Below are 14205 nucleotides of genomic sequence, written 5' to 3'. Positions count from 1 at the left end.
ATTACAGCTTTTTTTAAATGTATTCGCCAATGAAAACTTTATCGCAATCGTCAGTATCAGTTAATTTTACTGCAATAGCTTCTTTTGTAGCAGTAGGAACATTTTTACCTACATAGTCAGCGCGAATAGGTAATTCACGATGTCCTCTGTCGATTAAAACAGCTAATTGAATTTTTTTAGGTCTGCCTAAATCAATTAGAGCATCTAAGGCAGCACGGATAGTTCTACCTGTGTATAAAACATCATCTACTAAAACAAGAGTTTTATTAGTGATATCTTCATCAATATGAGTTTCTTGAATTAGTGGCTGATAAGACATATGAGCTAAGTCATCACGATATAAAGTGATATCTAAAACACCGATAGGAATATGAACACCTTCGATATTTTCGATAATAGAAGATAATCTTTCAGCTAAAGGCACACCACGTTTTCTAATGCCAACGATGATGACATCTTTAGTGCCTTTATTTTTTTCGATTATTTCATGTGCTATACGAGTCAAAGCACGTTCGATGGCTTTACCGTCCATGACAACAGTTTTTTCAATTAGTTTAGCCATTATTAATCACATCCTTAAATAAACTTCATGATATTGATGATTTAGATAAAAGTTTAAATGGTTTGACGAAAATATTTTAATAAGTTTTCCATATCTTCAGGAATTGGTGCAGTAAAAGTCATTTCTTCTTTTGTGCGTGGGTGAATGATTTTTAAATTTAAAGAATGAAGTGCTTGTCCTTCGATATTGAATTTATTTTTACTATTGCAATATTTAGAGTCACCGATAAGTGGGTGTCCGATATATGCCATGTGAACACGAATTTGATGTGTTCTACCTGTCAATAATCGACATTGTATGAAAGTACAATTTTTATAGCGTTCTAGTACATGAAAAACAGTAGTTGCTGGTTTTCCACCATTTGTTACAACTGCCATTTTTTTACGGTCAATAGGGTGGCGACCGATATTACCATTGATAATACCTTTTTCTTCTGTGATATTACCATGAACTAAAGCTACATATTCTTTAATAGCTGTTTTACTGCCTATCTGTAAGGCTAAGTCATTATGAGCAAAATCATTTTTGGCAACGACCATGACGCCGGAAGTATCTTTATCTAGGCGATGAACAATACCAGGGCGAATTTTGCCATTGATACCGGATAATTCATCATGACAATGATAAAGTAAAGCATTTACTAAAGTTCCACTATAAACTCCAGCGGCAGGATGAACTACCATACCACGAGCTTTATTGATGACGATAATATCGTTATCTTCATAGAGAATATCAAGTGGAATGTTTTCTGGTTTTACTTCTATTTCTGTAGGTGGTTCAAACACCATAGTGATTTGGTCATTAGCTTTTAATTTATAATTAGCACGTTTTACTTCATTGTTGACAGTTATAGCACCATCAGTAATCATTTTTTGAATACTAGCACGAGATGGATTATCTTCTTGACCGGCAAGAAAAACGTCTAATCTAGTGCCTATTTCATCAGAGATTGTATATGTTTTTATCATGAGTTTGTTCCTTTATCTGTAATAAATAATAGTTCGTAAATGATGATGATACAGCCACAAACAATAGCAATATCAGCAAGATTGAAAATAGGCCAAATGCGAAAATCGATATAATCGATTACTTTGCCGATGAATATGCGGTCAATCATATTGCCGATAGCACCACTGAAAAGCATAGCTATACCTAACTGAAATAATTTATTTAGTTTTATGATTTTAGAATAAAAATAAACGATAGCGAATATCAAAATTACAGCGATAAGGATAAAAAAGAAACGCTGATTTTCTAAAATACCAAAGGCTGCACCTGAATTTAAAATATAAGTGAGATGCAATAAATGAGGAATAACAGGAATGGACTCACCTAAAAACATATTGTTTACAACTAAATATTTAATTAATTGGTCTAAGACGATGATTAAAATAACAAAAGAGGATAAAAAAAACACAAATAAGTCTCCCATTTTTAAAGATAACGTTTTAATAAAACAACAGTACGTCCTTTTTTTGTAGTTCCACGAACTTCAGCTACTTCTAGGCGACCACGTCCGCGAATGGAAATGATATCACCTTGTTTTACCATTTGGGAGGCACTTTTCACAGTTTGCCAATTTAATTTGAGTTTTTCCGCATCAATCATAGAAGACATTTTACTGCGAGAAGCTCCAAATCCAGAAGCTGCGATAGAATCAATACGTAAAGAGGCCACAGTGGAAGTTATTTCTTTGCAACGTTCTTCACGAGGAGCGATAGTTTCAAGGTTATCTAATTCACAACTAACTTTAGCTGAACCGATTTGTGTTAAATTTTGTAAGATGAAATCAGCCATTTTAGTAGTGCAAATAATTTTTACCATACCTAAAGTTATTAATAAATCACCAATTTGCTCACGTTTGATGCCAAGTCCCATGAGAGCACCTAAAACATCACGATGAGAAAGACGATAGAATTTATCGTTCCATGTAGCTTTGACAACAGAGATATTATAAGAAGGTTTTCCCATAAAATCTTCATGTACAAAGTTAGCACATTGTCTTTCTGCACCGATATATCCGCCAAAGAAATCAACAGATATACCATCATAGTGAGCGACTACAGTTTCAGCTATTTCACAGCCATAAGGGTCAAGAAAATCTGTAGCACGGAATTTTCTTGTTTTGTTTACAGCTTCTACTGCGTCTATTAATTTTATAACAATTTCTTCGCCTTCAGTTCCTTTATAAAAGCGAATAATCTTTTCACGGTCTGCCATTATAAAAAAATCAATCCTTTTTGTTTATTCTTCCCAAGGCATAGTTGTTGAAGAAGATGGTTTTTTCAATTCTTCAGTAAAGTTAACACTAACATTATTTGGGGCACACATAAATACATTTTTACCAACTTTTTTGATATCGCCGGATAAAGCGTAAGTAGTACCACTGATAAAATCAATAATGCGTTTAGCAATATCGCTACTAGTGTTTTCAAAGTTTACTACAACTGGTTTGTGGTTGCGAATATGGTCAGCTACTTGCTGAGCATCGTCAAATGAAACTGGTTCAATTACCATTACTTTTAATTGGTTGTTTTTAGCTTTATTTTTAAAATCTACAACATTATCAGGATTTTGATAAGTTGTTGCTTGTAAATCACTATCATCAGTGTTATCTACTTCTTCAATATACTCTTCAGATTCAGGATTTTGTCCCATCTTATTGCGGATTTTGTCGACAATTTTCATAATATATATTTCTCCTTAATATTGACGTGGGCCGAAGATACCTGTGCCAACACGAACGACATTAGCACCTTCTTCAATAGCTATTTGGTAATCATGTGTCATGCCCATAGATAGATATTTTATTTCTGATGTAGCAAATGTTTTAGCTTGGACTTGTTTAAAGAGTTTAAACATTTGAGCAAACATAGGACGAACATCTTCTAAATTATCTACTTTTGGTGCAATAAACATTAGCCCCATAAGTTTTAAATTGCTTAATATATCAATTTTCGCTAAAAGCTCGTCTAATTCCTCTAAATAAACCCCAGTTTTTGAAGCTTCTTTGACTAAATTAACTTGTACTAATACTTGTTGAACTTTGTCGATTTTTTGTGCTTCTTTATTTAGAGCTTCAGCTAATTTGATACTATCTACTGATTCAATCATATCAAATAGTTTTACAGCATATTTAGCTTTATTAGTTTGTAAATGACCAATTAAATGCCATGTTACATCACGATTTAAAGTTTCATGTTTTTGCAAGGCTTCTTGTACTCGATTTTCACCGATTACATTAGCACCAGCATCAATAGCTTCTTGCATAGAAGCTACATCATGATTTTTAGTTACTGCTACTAATAAAACATCTTCACTAGCAGCATTATGTCTTTTTGTTATACTTTCTTTAATATGTTCTTGAACAGTTTTTAAATTTTCTTTAATCATAGAAATTCATCCCCTGAAAATCTTATAATCTATTTAATAATATAATAATTTATGAAAATTATCCATAGTTTAGGTAAAATTATTTATCTAAGTGAAATAATGGAAGCTATTCTACCTGTTTTGCCATTATCTGCGCGATAAGAGAAAAATACATCTTTGTTACAAGCAGTGCAAGTATTAGCCATATCAATATTATCAGCTAAAACTCCTGCTTTTTGTAAGATAATAGCATTTGCTTGCCAAAGGTCTAAATGATATTTTTTACTATCTTGATTAAAATGCAAGATTTTATCGCTATCATTTTGGAAGACTTCATTAAATTTTGCAACTACCTCATCACCTATTTCATAACAACATGCTCCAATAGATGGACCTATGGAAGCTAGGCAATCACTAGGATTTGTGTGATAATGTTTAGTCATTTCTGCTACTGTATGTTTGGCAATTTCGCCTACAGTGCCACGCCAACCACCATGAGCTACGCCAATAGCATTGTTTTTAGGGTCATAAATCATAATAGGTGTGCAATCTGCAAAAAACAAAGTGAGTGGTACATTTTTTAGATTGGTGATTAGAGCATCTGTATCGTCGATGGAATTTGCAAAAGAAATAGCACCACTGCCGATATTTTCTTCAGTAATACAAGCTACTTTATTGCCATGAACTTGCTTACAAGTAGTCATTTTATGACTATCTAAATTTAAACCTTCACAAAATAATTGGCGATTGGCGATGACATCATCTGGATTATCATTTACATGAAGAGCTAAATTTAAGCCATCAAATGGTGTTTTACTATGACCATTAAATCTAGTAGATATGGCATGAATTACTTTATCTTGAGGGAAAATGGAAAATTGTCCATACCATAAATTATTTTGAGCGTGAATTAATTTGAACAAAAATATCAACTCCTAAATATACATATAAAGGATAAAAGATAATAGATATGGATTATTTGCAGACACCACAGCGCTTGCAACCATCAAAGCATTGTATAGTGTGTTTTTCTTGAAGTGCTGTTTGCAATTCTTTCCATAAATAATCTTTAGTAAATCCCATATCTAAGCTATCCCAAGGAAGTAATTCTTCTTTATCAAAATTGCGATATAAATAATCATCAGCATTGATTTTGAAAGTTTTTAAGGCACGTTTAAATGCTTTGCTACCGCCATTTAAATGAGCTTCATAAATTACTTGAGAAATTTTTCTATCTCCTCTAGCTAATATGCCTTGGATAAATGATTCTCTGGTAGATTCAAATTGAACTTCGATATTTTTATATTTTTTTAGTTCTGATTTTATATATTTAAAATATTTTTCCGTTTGTTTTAAATCTGCCATAGCACTCCATTGAAATGGTGTGCATGGTTTAGCGATAAATGGATTGATACTCAAGGTTAAAGTGCCCTTAGAACCAAGTTTTTCCATATATTGTTTTAAGCAAATGGTCATATCGACAATGGCTTTGATATCATTTTCATCTTCATTAGGAAGACCTACCATGATATATAAACGGTAATTTTTAACACCAGCATTTATACCCATAGAGATGGATTTAAAGAGATGTTCTTCTTCGATGCCTTTGTTGATGATATGGCGGATTTTTTCACTGCCTGCTTCAGGTGCTAGAGTCAATGTTCTTTGTCCACTTTGAGCAAGGGCATTTACTAATTCTTGTGTTACAGAGTCAGCACGAAAAGAAGCGACAGACATAGGCATATTTTGGTTGCGAATATGTGAGCAAAGTTCATTGATTTGCGGATAATCAGATATTGCAGGACCCATTAGACCTACTTTTTTATTCAGATTTTTTGCCTGTGGTAAATATGATAATAATTTATCTAAACTGCGATGGCGAGGTTTTCTAAAGCAATATCCTGCCATGCAAAAACGACAATGACGACCACAGCCACGAGATGTTTCGATTAGAAATAAGTTGAATTCCGTATTTTCTGTGGTGATGACAGTTTTACCATCATAAGCATCTAAATCTCTTATCCATTGACGAGAGACTTTTTGAGGAACCGTATCATTTGTTTTGATGGCGGAAAGTTTATTATTTTCATCATATATATGGTCATAAAAACAAGGTACATAGACACCTGGCACTTGAGCAAGTTTAAATAATAATTCTTTGCGGGATAAATTTTCATTAGATGGATCATTATATACATCTAAGAAATTATTGATAGTTTCTTCTCCTTCGCCAATGATGAAAGCATCAATAAATAATGAGAGTGGTTCAGGATTAAATGTAGCACAAGGACCACCAGCGATGACAATTGGGTCTTTTTCTGTGCGTTCGTTAGCTAATAATTTTACTTTACCTAAAGAGAGCATTTGTAAAATATTGAAATAGTCCATTTCAAAAGAAATAGCAAAGCCAATTAAAGCAAAATCATGGAGTGGTGTTTGTGTTTCCATACTCATAAGCGGAGTATGAGTGCGTGTATAATCATCTATTAAATTTTTATCAGGCAAAAAGAAACGTTCACAAGCACTGTCATTGCGGTTGTTTATTTGGTCATAAATTATATGAAAACCTAGATTAGACATACCAACAAAATAAGAATTTGGATAAGCTAGGGCAAATCGTTTGCGAAAGCCACCAGGAAAGATTTTATATCCTTGTTCTTGTTTGAGCATTTCTTGTAATTGTTGTTTTAATTTCCAATTCAAAGTGGGCGTATTCTCCTTTATTTTATAGTTAAATTTATGATAATAAATAAGAAAAAAGCTCACAAAAGTGAGCTTGAATAAATTTATTTTAGTTTATCTTTATTCATAGAATTAAGATTTTCTAATTCTTGCTTGAAATTATCGATATCTGAGAATTTACGATAAACAGAAGCAAAACGAATATAGGCAACTTTATCGAAAGTCTTGAGATGTTTCATGACGATTTCACCAATAATCTTGCTGGGAATTTCATGTTTCATCGTATTGCAGATTTCGCGTTCAATATCATCAGCTAATTTGATGATTTTTTCAGTAGGTATATCTCGTTTATAACAAGAGCGAATAATACCTTGGAGAATTTTTTCTTTAGCGAATACAGCACGACTACCATCATTTTTTATGACCATTAAAGGTACTTTTTCCACAGTTTCATAAGTGGTAAATCTTTTCCCGCAAACTGTACATTCGCGGCGTCGTCTTATAGAATTACCATCATCAGTAGTACGGGAATCTACTACACGGCTGTCGGGAGCTGCACAGAATGGGCATTTCATAATATCACCTCTAAGTAAGTCTGTAATTTTTTAATTATTTTGCTTGTTGCTGAGTAGCATTTTGAGCATTGGCAGCAGGTGCGTTTTGTGCATTATTAGCAGGAGCTGGATTTTGTGGTTGAGCTGTAGCTGGTTGCTGATTTTGAGCATTTTGTGCATTTGGAGCAACGAAGGACTTAGTTACAACAGCACCGATATCACCTAATTTGCCAACTGGTTGATTGTTGAATGTAATATCAATAGCACCAGCATTACCTACAGTAATATCTATTTGATTATTACCTTTCCAATTTAAATTGCTACCTTTTTTTACAGTTTCAGAAAGAACAACGTTACCATCAACTTTTACTTCAGTCCAACAATCTTCATTAAATACAGCTGTTACTTCAGCTCCATTTACAACTGGAGCTGAAGCAGGTTGTTGAGCTTGTTGCTCTGGTTGTTGTGTAGATTCCTGCTGTGTAGTATGTACAGGAGCTTTAGTATCAGAAGTATCTTGGCTAGATAAAAAGAATACTGCACCGCCGATTATAACAATTAAGATGATAATAACGAGAAAAATATTTTTTTTGCTATTGGATTTAGTTGGTTGCAAATATGCTTGATTGCTAGCAAAAGAGTCTATTTTAGGAATGTTTTTTTCTTTAGTTGGTTCAGCAGTTTTTTCAGTTATTTTTTCTTCAACTTTTGGAGGTTGAGCAGGAGAAACAGGTTGTTTTTGAACTTGATTAGTTGGTTCTACTTCTTTTTCAGAGGCAGACGCATTTTTTTCTTTTTTGTATTGCTCAATAAGTTCTAGGCTGTTTAAACCTAAAAATTTACCATATGTTTTGATAAAACCTTTTAAAAATACTTCGCCAGGAAGTTTATCATAATCACCATCTTCAATGGATTTTATATATAATTTACGTATATTAGTACCTTGTTCTACATCTTCTAATGATAATTTCTTTTGTTCACGTGTTTCACGTAATAAATCACCTAACATCATGGTTCTCCTTCTCTAAGTGTAATTTAATTATAAACATTATACAATAAGCTTGTTTATAAATAAAGTTCTTCTTTACGAATATATTGCTGAACTTGTTCTGTAGTTATATATTGTATAGAATATCCTTTTTTTATACGTTGTCTAATATCTGTAGAAGATATTTCAAGTTCAGGTGTCTCTAGAAGTGTTATATTGAAATTTTTAAAATGTTGTTGAATGGTAGTTAAATCTAAAGTATAGCTTGGTCGTTTTGTAGCAATGAATTTGCAACTTGCAAGCAGTTCATCAATTTTATGCCATGTAGGTAAATCATTGATACAATCAGCACCGATAATAAAATAAAAATCAGTATCTTCACCATAGATAGTTTTAAGTGCTTTTATCGTATCTATGGTATATGATGGACCAGAACGTTCCATCTCAATAGAAGATACTTCAAAATGAGGATTGGAGCAAGTTGCAAGTAATGTCATATTAAAACGATGTTTAGCCGAGGTCATTACACTGTGTTTATGAGGGGGATTAGCTGAAGGAATGAAGATAACTTTATCTAGTTTAAATTCATCCCAAACAGCTTCCGCTATCATTAAATGTCCGACGTGAATTGGGTCGAATGTACCACCCATAATACCTATTTTTTTCATGATAAATATCTCCAAACTTTAATAGTTTTAATAGAAAATATATATTAAAATAAGGGAAAAAATTATAGATAAAAATATAAATAAGAAAAAAGCACGACTATAATCTAAAATATCATGATGACCTTTTGGAGTGGAATAATATTGTTTTAATAATTTTAGACAATTAGATAAATATTTAAACATTAACGAATTTGACCTTCACCATAAATTAAATATTTCATGGTAGTTAAAGCTTCTAGTCCCATTGGCCCACGTGCATGGAGTTTTTGTGTACTAATGCCGATTTCTGCACCAAAACCAAATTCATTTCCATCAGTGAAACGTGTAGAAGCATTTACATATACAGCAGAAGCATCTACTAATTTTTGGAATTTCAAAGCGTTATTATAATTAGTTGTGATGATGGCTTCAGAATGACCACTGCCATAAGTATTGATATGAGAAATAGCCTCATCAATATTTTCAACTATTTTTATAGAAATAATTAAATCTCCATATTCAGTAGACCAATCTTCTTTGGTAGCAGTTTTTAATTCAGGGCAAATAGCCAAACATTTTTCACAGCCACGAATTTCAACTTTAGCCTCTGATAATTTTTGACAAATCATAGGAAGATATTCGTTGGCAATTTTTTGGTCAATTAAAACTGTTTCTATAGCGTTGCAGACTGCAGGACGAGAAGTCTTAGCATTGAGAATGATTTTTGTAGCTAATTCTAAATCAGCAAATTCATCAACAAATACATGACAAATACCTACGCCAGTTTCAATTACAGGAACAGAACTATTTTCAACTACACGTTTTATTAAACCAGCGCCACCGCGTGGAATGATTACATCAACATACTTATTTAAACGCATCATCACATCTACAGCCTCATGTTCTGTTATGCTGACAAATTGAATAGCTCCATGAGGAATACCTGCGCTATAAGCAGCTTCAGCTAAGATGGAAGCTAAGATTTTATTTGAATGAATAGCTTCTGAACCGCCACGTAAAATCACAGCATTACCAGATTTTAAGCAAAGACCTATGGCATCAGCTGTAACATTTGGACGAGCTTCATAAACTATGCCAACAAGACCAAGTGGTACACGAATACAGCGAATATCTAAGCCATTAGGACGACGGCAAGACATGATGCCATTACCAACAGGGTCGTTTAAATTAGCAATTTGACGAAGACCATCAGCCATTTGAGCAATTCGTTCTGTAGTCAAAAGCAATCTATCTAGCAAAGAAGCAGATAAGCCTTTTTGGCGACCATTTTCCATATCAATATTATTTTCTTCTAAAATAATTGGAGTTTTTACTTCTAAAGCATGTGCCATAGTAAGTAAAGCTTTATTTTTTTCTAATGAAGATAATGTAGCCAATTTTTGAGAGGCTTTTTTGGCCATCATTGCTTGATTAGTAATGATTTCTTTTATATCTATTTGTACATTTGAACTCATATAATCACCTTTTTTAATTAGACCATAATAACCATATTATCACGATGAACAGCTTCATCAAATATTGGTGAATTGTCCAATAAAATATTTTTAAATTCGTCGGAGTGTAAACCTTTTAATTTTTGTAATGTTTGAGAACTATAATTTACACTGCCACGAGCAATTTCACGACCAGATTGAGATAAAATACGTACAGTATTTCCCTGTTTAAATTCACCTGCTATAGCTAAAATGCCTACAGCTAGTAAACTAGAACCAGAAAGCACAGCTTTTTCACAGCCTTTGTCGACAATGATATCGCCAGCTATTTGTTTGCCAAAAGCAAGCCAAGATTTGCGTTGTTTAAGATGAGTTTCTTTAGCAGGGAAGATAGTGCCTAGCTCTTCACCTTTTAATAAACGACGTAAAACATCATGTTCTGAACCTGAGGCGATGACCATTGTACAGCCGGAATTAATAGCTATTTTAGCTGCTTTGATTTTAGTACTCATTCCGCCTGTTCCCATAGATGTACCAGCACCACCAGCCATATTTTCAATTTCAGGAGTGATATGTGGTACTTCATGGAGAAGTTTTGCGTTTTTATCTTTGCTTGGATTAGCAGTATATAATCCATCAATATCGGATAAAATTATTAAAGCGTCAGCATCTACTAAAGTTGCAACAGTTGCAGATAAAGTGTCATTATCGCCAATTTTTAATTCATCAACGGCAACAGCATCATTTTCATTGATGATAGGAATTACCCCCATGGATAATAAAGCCATCAAAGCGTTGCGTGAATTTATATATTGAGAATATTGACGAGAATTTTCTTTAGTCAATAAAACTTGAGCTACTATTTGGTCATATTCTGCAAATAATTTTTCATATATATGCATCAATATTCCTTGACCTACAGCAGCCATTGCTTGTTTTTCGGGAATACTTGCTGGTCGAGTATTTTTCTTCATACGTTCAAGACCTGCACCTACAGCTCCTGAAGAAACGAGAATTATTTCTTTTCCTTGATTAGCTAAATCGGAAAGTTCACGTACTAGATGTTCTATTCTTGAGATATTTAATTTTCCTGTATCATAATTTAAAGTACTAGTGCCGACTTTGATTACAATACGTTTGGCTTTAGTTAATTCTTGACGAGGTAACATAATCTTTACTCATTTCATTATTTATATTTTTATTTGTTAAATTATATTATTTAGGAAGTTCGATTTTTGGTTTTTTGAAATTGCGACGCCATAAAAGACCGTTACGACCAATGACTTGAACTAAATCACAATTAGTGCGTTCTGCTAAAGTAGTGATAGCAACTTCAATATCTTCTGGGCAGTTTTGAAGAACACGAACCTTGATGAGTTCACGTTTTTCAATAGCTTCATCAGCACTGTTTACAACAGCAGGAGTGATGCCTTCTTTGCCGATTGGAACGATTGGCTCTAATGTCATACCTAAAGAGCGTAAAAATCTTTTTTGTTTACCTGTGAGTGTGTTTTTTATCAATGAAAAATCCTCCTATAAATAAGTTTTAAAATTAAATAATTTTTTAGTGGGTATAATTAAGTTTTTACCTAATTAAAATACCCACTAAAATAAAAATTCTTTATGTGATTTGCTAACTTAGAAATTTAAATTAAAACAATAGCTATATATTATTGTCTATATTCAAATTCCATTTCACCGATATATACAGTATCGCCTTCTTTAATACCTTTAGCGCGAAGTTTTTCATCGATACCTTTTAATCTCCAAATATATTGGAAACGACGAATTGCTTCATCATTGCCAAAGTTAGTCATGGCAACGAGTTTTTCTAAAGATTTACCAGAAACGATAAAGCCTTGACCTGTCATATCACGTTTGATAGTGATATCATCAGCGTCATCTTCTTGAGCATTGTAAATTTTTTCTGCATTATCTTCTTCATCTACTTCTTCAACATAATCTTGAAGCATTTGATATACATAACGCATTAAATCTTGAAGACCTTCTTTAGTTGCTGCAGATACAGGGAAAACTTTTAAGCCTTCTTTTTCAGCCATTTCTTGAATTCGAGCTAAGTTTTCACTAGCTTGTGGTAAATCAAGTTTATTAGCTGCGATTACTTGACTGCGTTTAGCAAGTTTTGGGCTGTATAAAGATAATTCTTTATTTATTTTGTAGAAGTCTTCTACAGGGTCGCGTCCTTCAATGCCAGAAGCATCTAAAACGTGAATGATAACTTTTGTGCGTTCAATATGACGTAAGAAATCATGACCAAGACCAACGCCTTCAGAAGCTCCTTCGATAAGACCTGGAATATCAGCCATGACAAAGTTTTGAGCATCTCCAAGACTTACTACACCTAAAACTGGAGTTATAGTAGTGAAGTGATAATCAGCAATTTCAGGGCGAGCTGCTGATACACTTGCGATGATACTAGATTTACCAACACTTGGATAGCCTACTAAGCCAACATCAGCTAATAATTTTAATTCTAAAAGAAGTGTTCTACCTTCACCAGGTTCACCGAGTTCAGCAAATGTAGGAGCACGATTAGCACTAGTGGCGAATTTAGCATTTCCACGACCACCGCGACCGCCTTTAGCAACGATTGCTTCATCACCTTCATTTACGAGGTCAGCTAAAACTTCACCTGTTTCAGCATCTTTGACTAAAGTACCAGCTGGCACTTTGATAATGCATTGAGGTGCATTTTTACCATATTGATTTTTTATATCACCATTGCCACCGTTTTTACCAACGAATTTGCGATGATAACGGAAATCTAAAAGTGTATTCATATTGCGGTCAACTTTTAAAATGACGTCAGCACCACGACCGCCATCACCGCCACTTGGTCCACCTTTAGGTATGAATTTTTCACGGCGAAAAGCAGATTTTCCGTGTCCACCATCGCCTGCTTTTACAATAATTTTTGTTCTGTCAATAAATTGCATTTTTTCCTACCTTATTAAAATAAAATTAATATTAAATTACCAAAAAATATTCTATGGCACTAAACATACCAAAAAAATAATAATTTGTAAAGAGTATAGCAAATTTGTAGTATAATATAAATAGGATAGGTTTTGCAAGTATAATTGATAGATATTTCATTGATGTATATAATTCTTTATGCTAAAATATATATTTGTGAATTATGGACTTTATCATAAAAAGTTATAAAAAAGGAGAGTTTCTCTTGGAGTTTCGTAAAGCAGATATATTAGGAGTGAGAGTCGCAGCTTTGACCATGGGTGAAGCTGTGAAAATAGCTGAAGCTTTTATGGACAGTGAAAAACCGCATTTGATAGCAACTGCTAATGCAGAGATGATTATGCGAGCAACACATGATACTGAATTGAAAGAAATTTTAAACACTGCTGATTTAGTAGTTCCCGATGGTGCAGGTACAGTTTGGGCTTCTAATTATTTAGGAGTGCAAATGCCAGAGAGGGTAGCAGGTTTTGATTTAGTACAAGCTTTATTTGCTAATGCTCCTGCGAAAAAAAGACGTATATTTTTCTTTGGTTCTGCTCCAGGTGTAGCAGAAAAAGCAAAAGCAAAAGCAGAAAAAGATTATCTAGGTATTCAAATAGTAGGAACACGAGATGGATTTTTTACAGCTGAAGATGAGGCTGAAATAATTGCTCAGATAAAAGAAGCTAAGCCAGATTTATTATTGGCAGCTTTGGGCGTGCCAAAACAAGAAAAATGGCTAAAGGCGCATATGCAGGAATTGAATTGTCCACTATGCATAGGCGTAGGTGGTACATTTGATGTTATGGCAGGTGTTATGAAAAGAGCACCACTTTGGATGCAAAAAGCCAAATTAGAATGGTTATTTAGGGGTATGCTACAGCCAAAACGCATAGGCAGATTGATGGCTTTGCCACGATTTGTAATGGCGGTAAAAGCTTCTAAAAAATAATAAATAATTAATTAA

Annotated in this window: 16 protein-coding genes; 1 reads left to right on the top strand and 15 read right to left on the bottom strand. The window is 33.5% G+C overall.

From position 1 onward, the window contains the following. Positions 1–13: 13 nt before the first annotated feature. The 15 genes from pyrR to obgE all read right to left on the bottom strand — a co-directional run bounded on the left by pyrR (position 14) and on the right by obgE (position 13216). Entirely contained in the window at positions 14–562 is a 549-nt protein-coding gene (gene pyrR, locus GXM21_RS09335) for a bifunctional pyr operon transcriptional regulator/uracil phosphoribosyltransferase PyrR (protein WP_008537209.1), read from the bottom strand. Between the two features lie 53 nt (positions 563–615). Then, the gene (locus tag GXM21_RS09330; protein ID WP_008537210.1) at positions 616–1530 is read right to left on the bottom strand and encodes an RluA family pseudouridine synthase; all 915 of its coding nucleotides are present in this window, start codon (positions 1528–1530) and stop codon (positions 616–618) included. Then, entirely contained in the window at positions 1527–1979 is a 453-nt protein-coding gene (gene lspA / locus GXM21_RS09325; RefSeq protein WP_008537211.1) for a signal peptidase II, read from the bottom strand. The genes GXM21_RS09330 and lspA overlap by 4 nt, the downstream gene beginning before the upstream one ends. A 17-nt stretch (positions 1980–1996) precedes the next feature. After that, entirely contained in the window at positions 1997–2782 is a 786-nt protein-coding gene (locus GXM21_RS09320) for a YlmH family RNA-binding protein (protein ID WP_008537213.1), read from the bottom strand. A gap of 24 nt (positions 2783–2806) precedes the next feature. Next, entirely contained in the window at positions 2807–3250 is a 444-nt protein-coding gene (locus GXM21_RS09315; protein ID WP_008537214.1) for a cell division protein SepF, read from the bottom strand. A gap of 15 nt (positions 3251–3265) precedes the next feature. Then, positions 3266–3955: a YggS family pyridoxal phosphate-dependent enzyme gene (locus tag GXM21_RS09310; RefSeq protein ID WP_008537215.1), complete on the bottom strand. Its 690-nt coding sequence runs from the start codon at positions 3953–3955 to the stop codon at positions 3266–3268. Positions 3956–4038: 83 nt separating this feature from the next. Next, positions 4039–4857 (bottom strand): peptidoglycan editing factor PgeF, encoded by an 819-nt coding sequence (gene pgeF, locus GXM21_RS09305; protein WP_008537216.1) that lies wholly within the window; start codon positions 4855–4857, stop codon positions 4039–4041. A gap of 52 nt (positions 4858–4909) precedes the next feature. After that, on the bottom strand, positions 4910–6637 hold the full coding sequence (locus GXM21_RS09300) for a TIGR03960 family B12-binding radical SAM protein (protein WP_008537217.1): 1728 nt from the start codon (positions 6635–6637) through the stop codon (positions 4910–4912). A gap of 83 nt (positions 6638–6720) precedes the next feature. After that, positions 6721–7191, bottom strand: a complete 471-nt coding sequence (nrdR, locus tag GXM21_RS09295) for a transcriptional regulator NrdR (protein ID WP_008537218.1) — start codon at positions 7189–7191, stop codon at positions 6721–6723. Between the two features lie 34 nt (positions 7192–7225). Further along, positions 7226–8179: a helix-turn-helix domain-containing protein gene (locus GXM21_RS09290; RefSeq protein WP_008537219.1), complete on the bottom strand. Its 954-nt coding sequence runs from the start codon at positions 8177–8179 to the stop codon at positions 7226–7228. Between the two features lie 56 nt (positions 8180–8235). After that, entirely contained in the window at positions 8236–8826 is a 591-nt protein-coding gene (gene nadD / locus GXM21_RS09285) for a nicotinate-nucleotide adenylyltransferase (protein WP_008537220.1), read from the bottom strand. Positions 8827–9008: 182 nt separating this feature from the next. Next, positions 9009–10280 (bottom strand): glutamate-5-semialdehyde dehydrogenase, encoded by a 1272-nt coding sequence (locus tag GXM21_RS09280; protein ID WP_008537222.1) that lies wholly within the window; start codon positions 10278–10280, stop codon positions 9009–9011. 17 nt (positions 10281–10297) lie between these two features. Next, on the bottom strand, positions 10298–11428 hold the full coding sequence (proB, locus tag GXM21_RS09275; RefSeq protein WP_008537223.1) for a glutamate 5-kinase: 1131 nt from the start codon (positions 11426–11428) through the stop codon (positions 10298–10300). Between the two features lie 46 nt (positions 11429–11474). Then, a complete protein-coding gene (yhbY, locus tag GXM21_RS09270) occupies positions 11475–11780 on the bottom strand; it encodes a ribosome assembly RNA-binding protein YhbY (RefSeq protein ID WP_008537224.1) in 306 nt (101 codons plus the stop codon). A 149-nt stretch (positions 11781–11929) separates the two neighbouring features. Further along, positions 11930–13216 carry a GTPase ObgE gene (gene obgE, locus GXM21_RS09265; protein ID WP_008537225.1) on the bottom strand — a complete coding sequence of 429 codons (1287 nt, stop codon included), beginning with the start codon at positions 13214–13216 and terminating at the stop codon, positions 11930–11932. Positions 13217–13419: 203 nt separating this feature from the next. Between obgE and GXM21_RS09260 the strand changes: the two genes are divergently transcribed. Next, positions 13420–14190, top strand: a complete 771-nt coding sequence (locus tag GXM21_RS09260) for a WecB/TagA/CpsF family glycosyltransferase (RefSeq protein ID WP_050900402.1) — start codon at positions 13420–13422, stop codon at positions 14188–14190. The last annotated feature ends 15 nt before the right edge of the window (positions 14191–14205 follow it).

The sequence above is a fragment of the Megamonas funiformis genome, from assembly GCF_010669225.1.
In the GTDB taxonomy this organism is placed as follows: Bacteria; Bacillota; Negativicutes; order Selenomonadales; family Selenomonadaceae; genus Megamonas; species Megamonas funiformis.
The sequence above is the reverse complement of the archived record's forward strand: the minus strand, read 5'-3'. Positions and strand labels throughout refer to the sequence as shown.

Bases quoted from the DNA above. Each gene is read 5' to 3' on its own strand.
- GXM21_RS09330 (WP_008537210.1), bottom strand. From the start codon at position 1,530: ATGATAAAAACATATACAATCTCTGATGAAATAGGCACTAGATTAGAC.
- nrdR (WP_008537218.1), bottom strand. From the start codon at position 7,191: ATGAAATGCCCATTCTGTGCAGCTCCCGACAGCCGTGTAGTAGATTCC.
- GXM21_RS09315 (WP_008537214.1), bottom strand. From the start codon at position 3,250: ATGAAAATTGTCGACAAAATCCGCAATAAGATGGGACAAAATCCTGAA.
- GXM21_RS09320 (WP_008537213.1), bottom strand. From the start codon at position 2,782: ATGGCAGACCGTGAAAAGATTATTCGCTTTTATAAAGGAACTGAAGGC.
- GXM21_RS09260 (WP_050900402.1), top strand. From the start codon at position 13,420: ATGGACTTTATCATAAAAAGTTATAAAAAAGGAGAGTTTCTCTTGGAG.
- GXM21_RS09310 (WP_008537215.1), bottom strand. From the start codon at position 3,955: ATGATTAAAGAAAATTTAAAAACTGTTCAAGAACATATTAAAGAAAGT.
- GXM21_RS09280 (WP_008537222.1), bottom strand. From the start codon at position 10,280: ATGAGTTCAAATGTACAAATAGATATAAAAGAAATCATTACTAATCAA.
- obgE (WP_008537225.1), bottom strand. From the start codon at position 13,216: ATGCAATTTATTGACAGAACAAAAATTATTGTAAAAGCAGGCGATGGT.
- GXM21_RS09290 (WP_008537219.1), bottom strand. From the start codon at position 8,179: ATGTTAGGTGATTTATTACGTGAAACACGTGAACAAAAGAAATTATCA.
- proB (WP_008537223.1), bottom strand. From the start codon at position 11,428: ATGTTACCTCGTCAAGAATTAACTAAAGCCAAACGTATTGTAATCAAA.
- nadD (WP_008537220.1), bottom strand. From the start codon at position 8,826: ATGAAAAAAATAGGTATTATGGGTGGTACATTCGACCCAATTCACGTC.
- pyrR (WP_008537209.1), bottom strand. From the start codon at position 562: ATGGCTAAACTAATTGAAAAAACTGTTGTCATGGACGGTAAAGCCATC.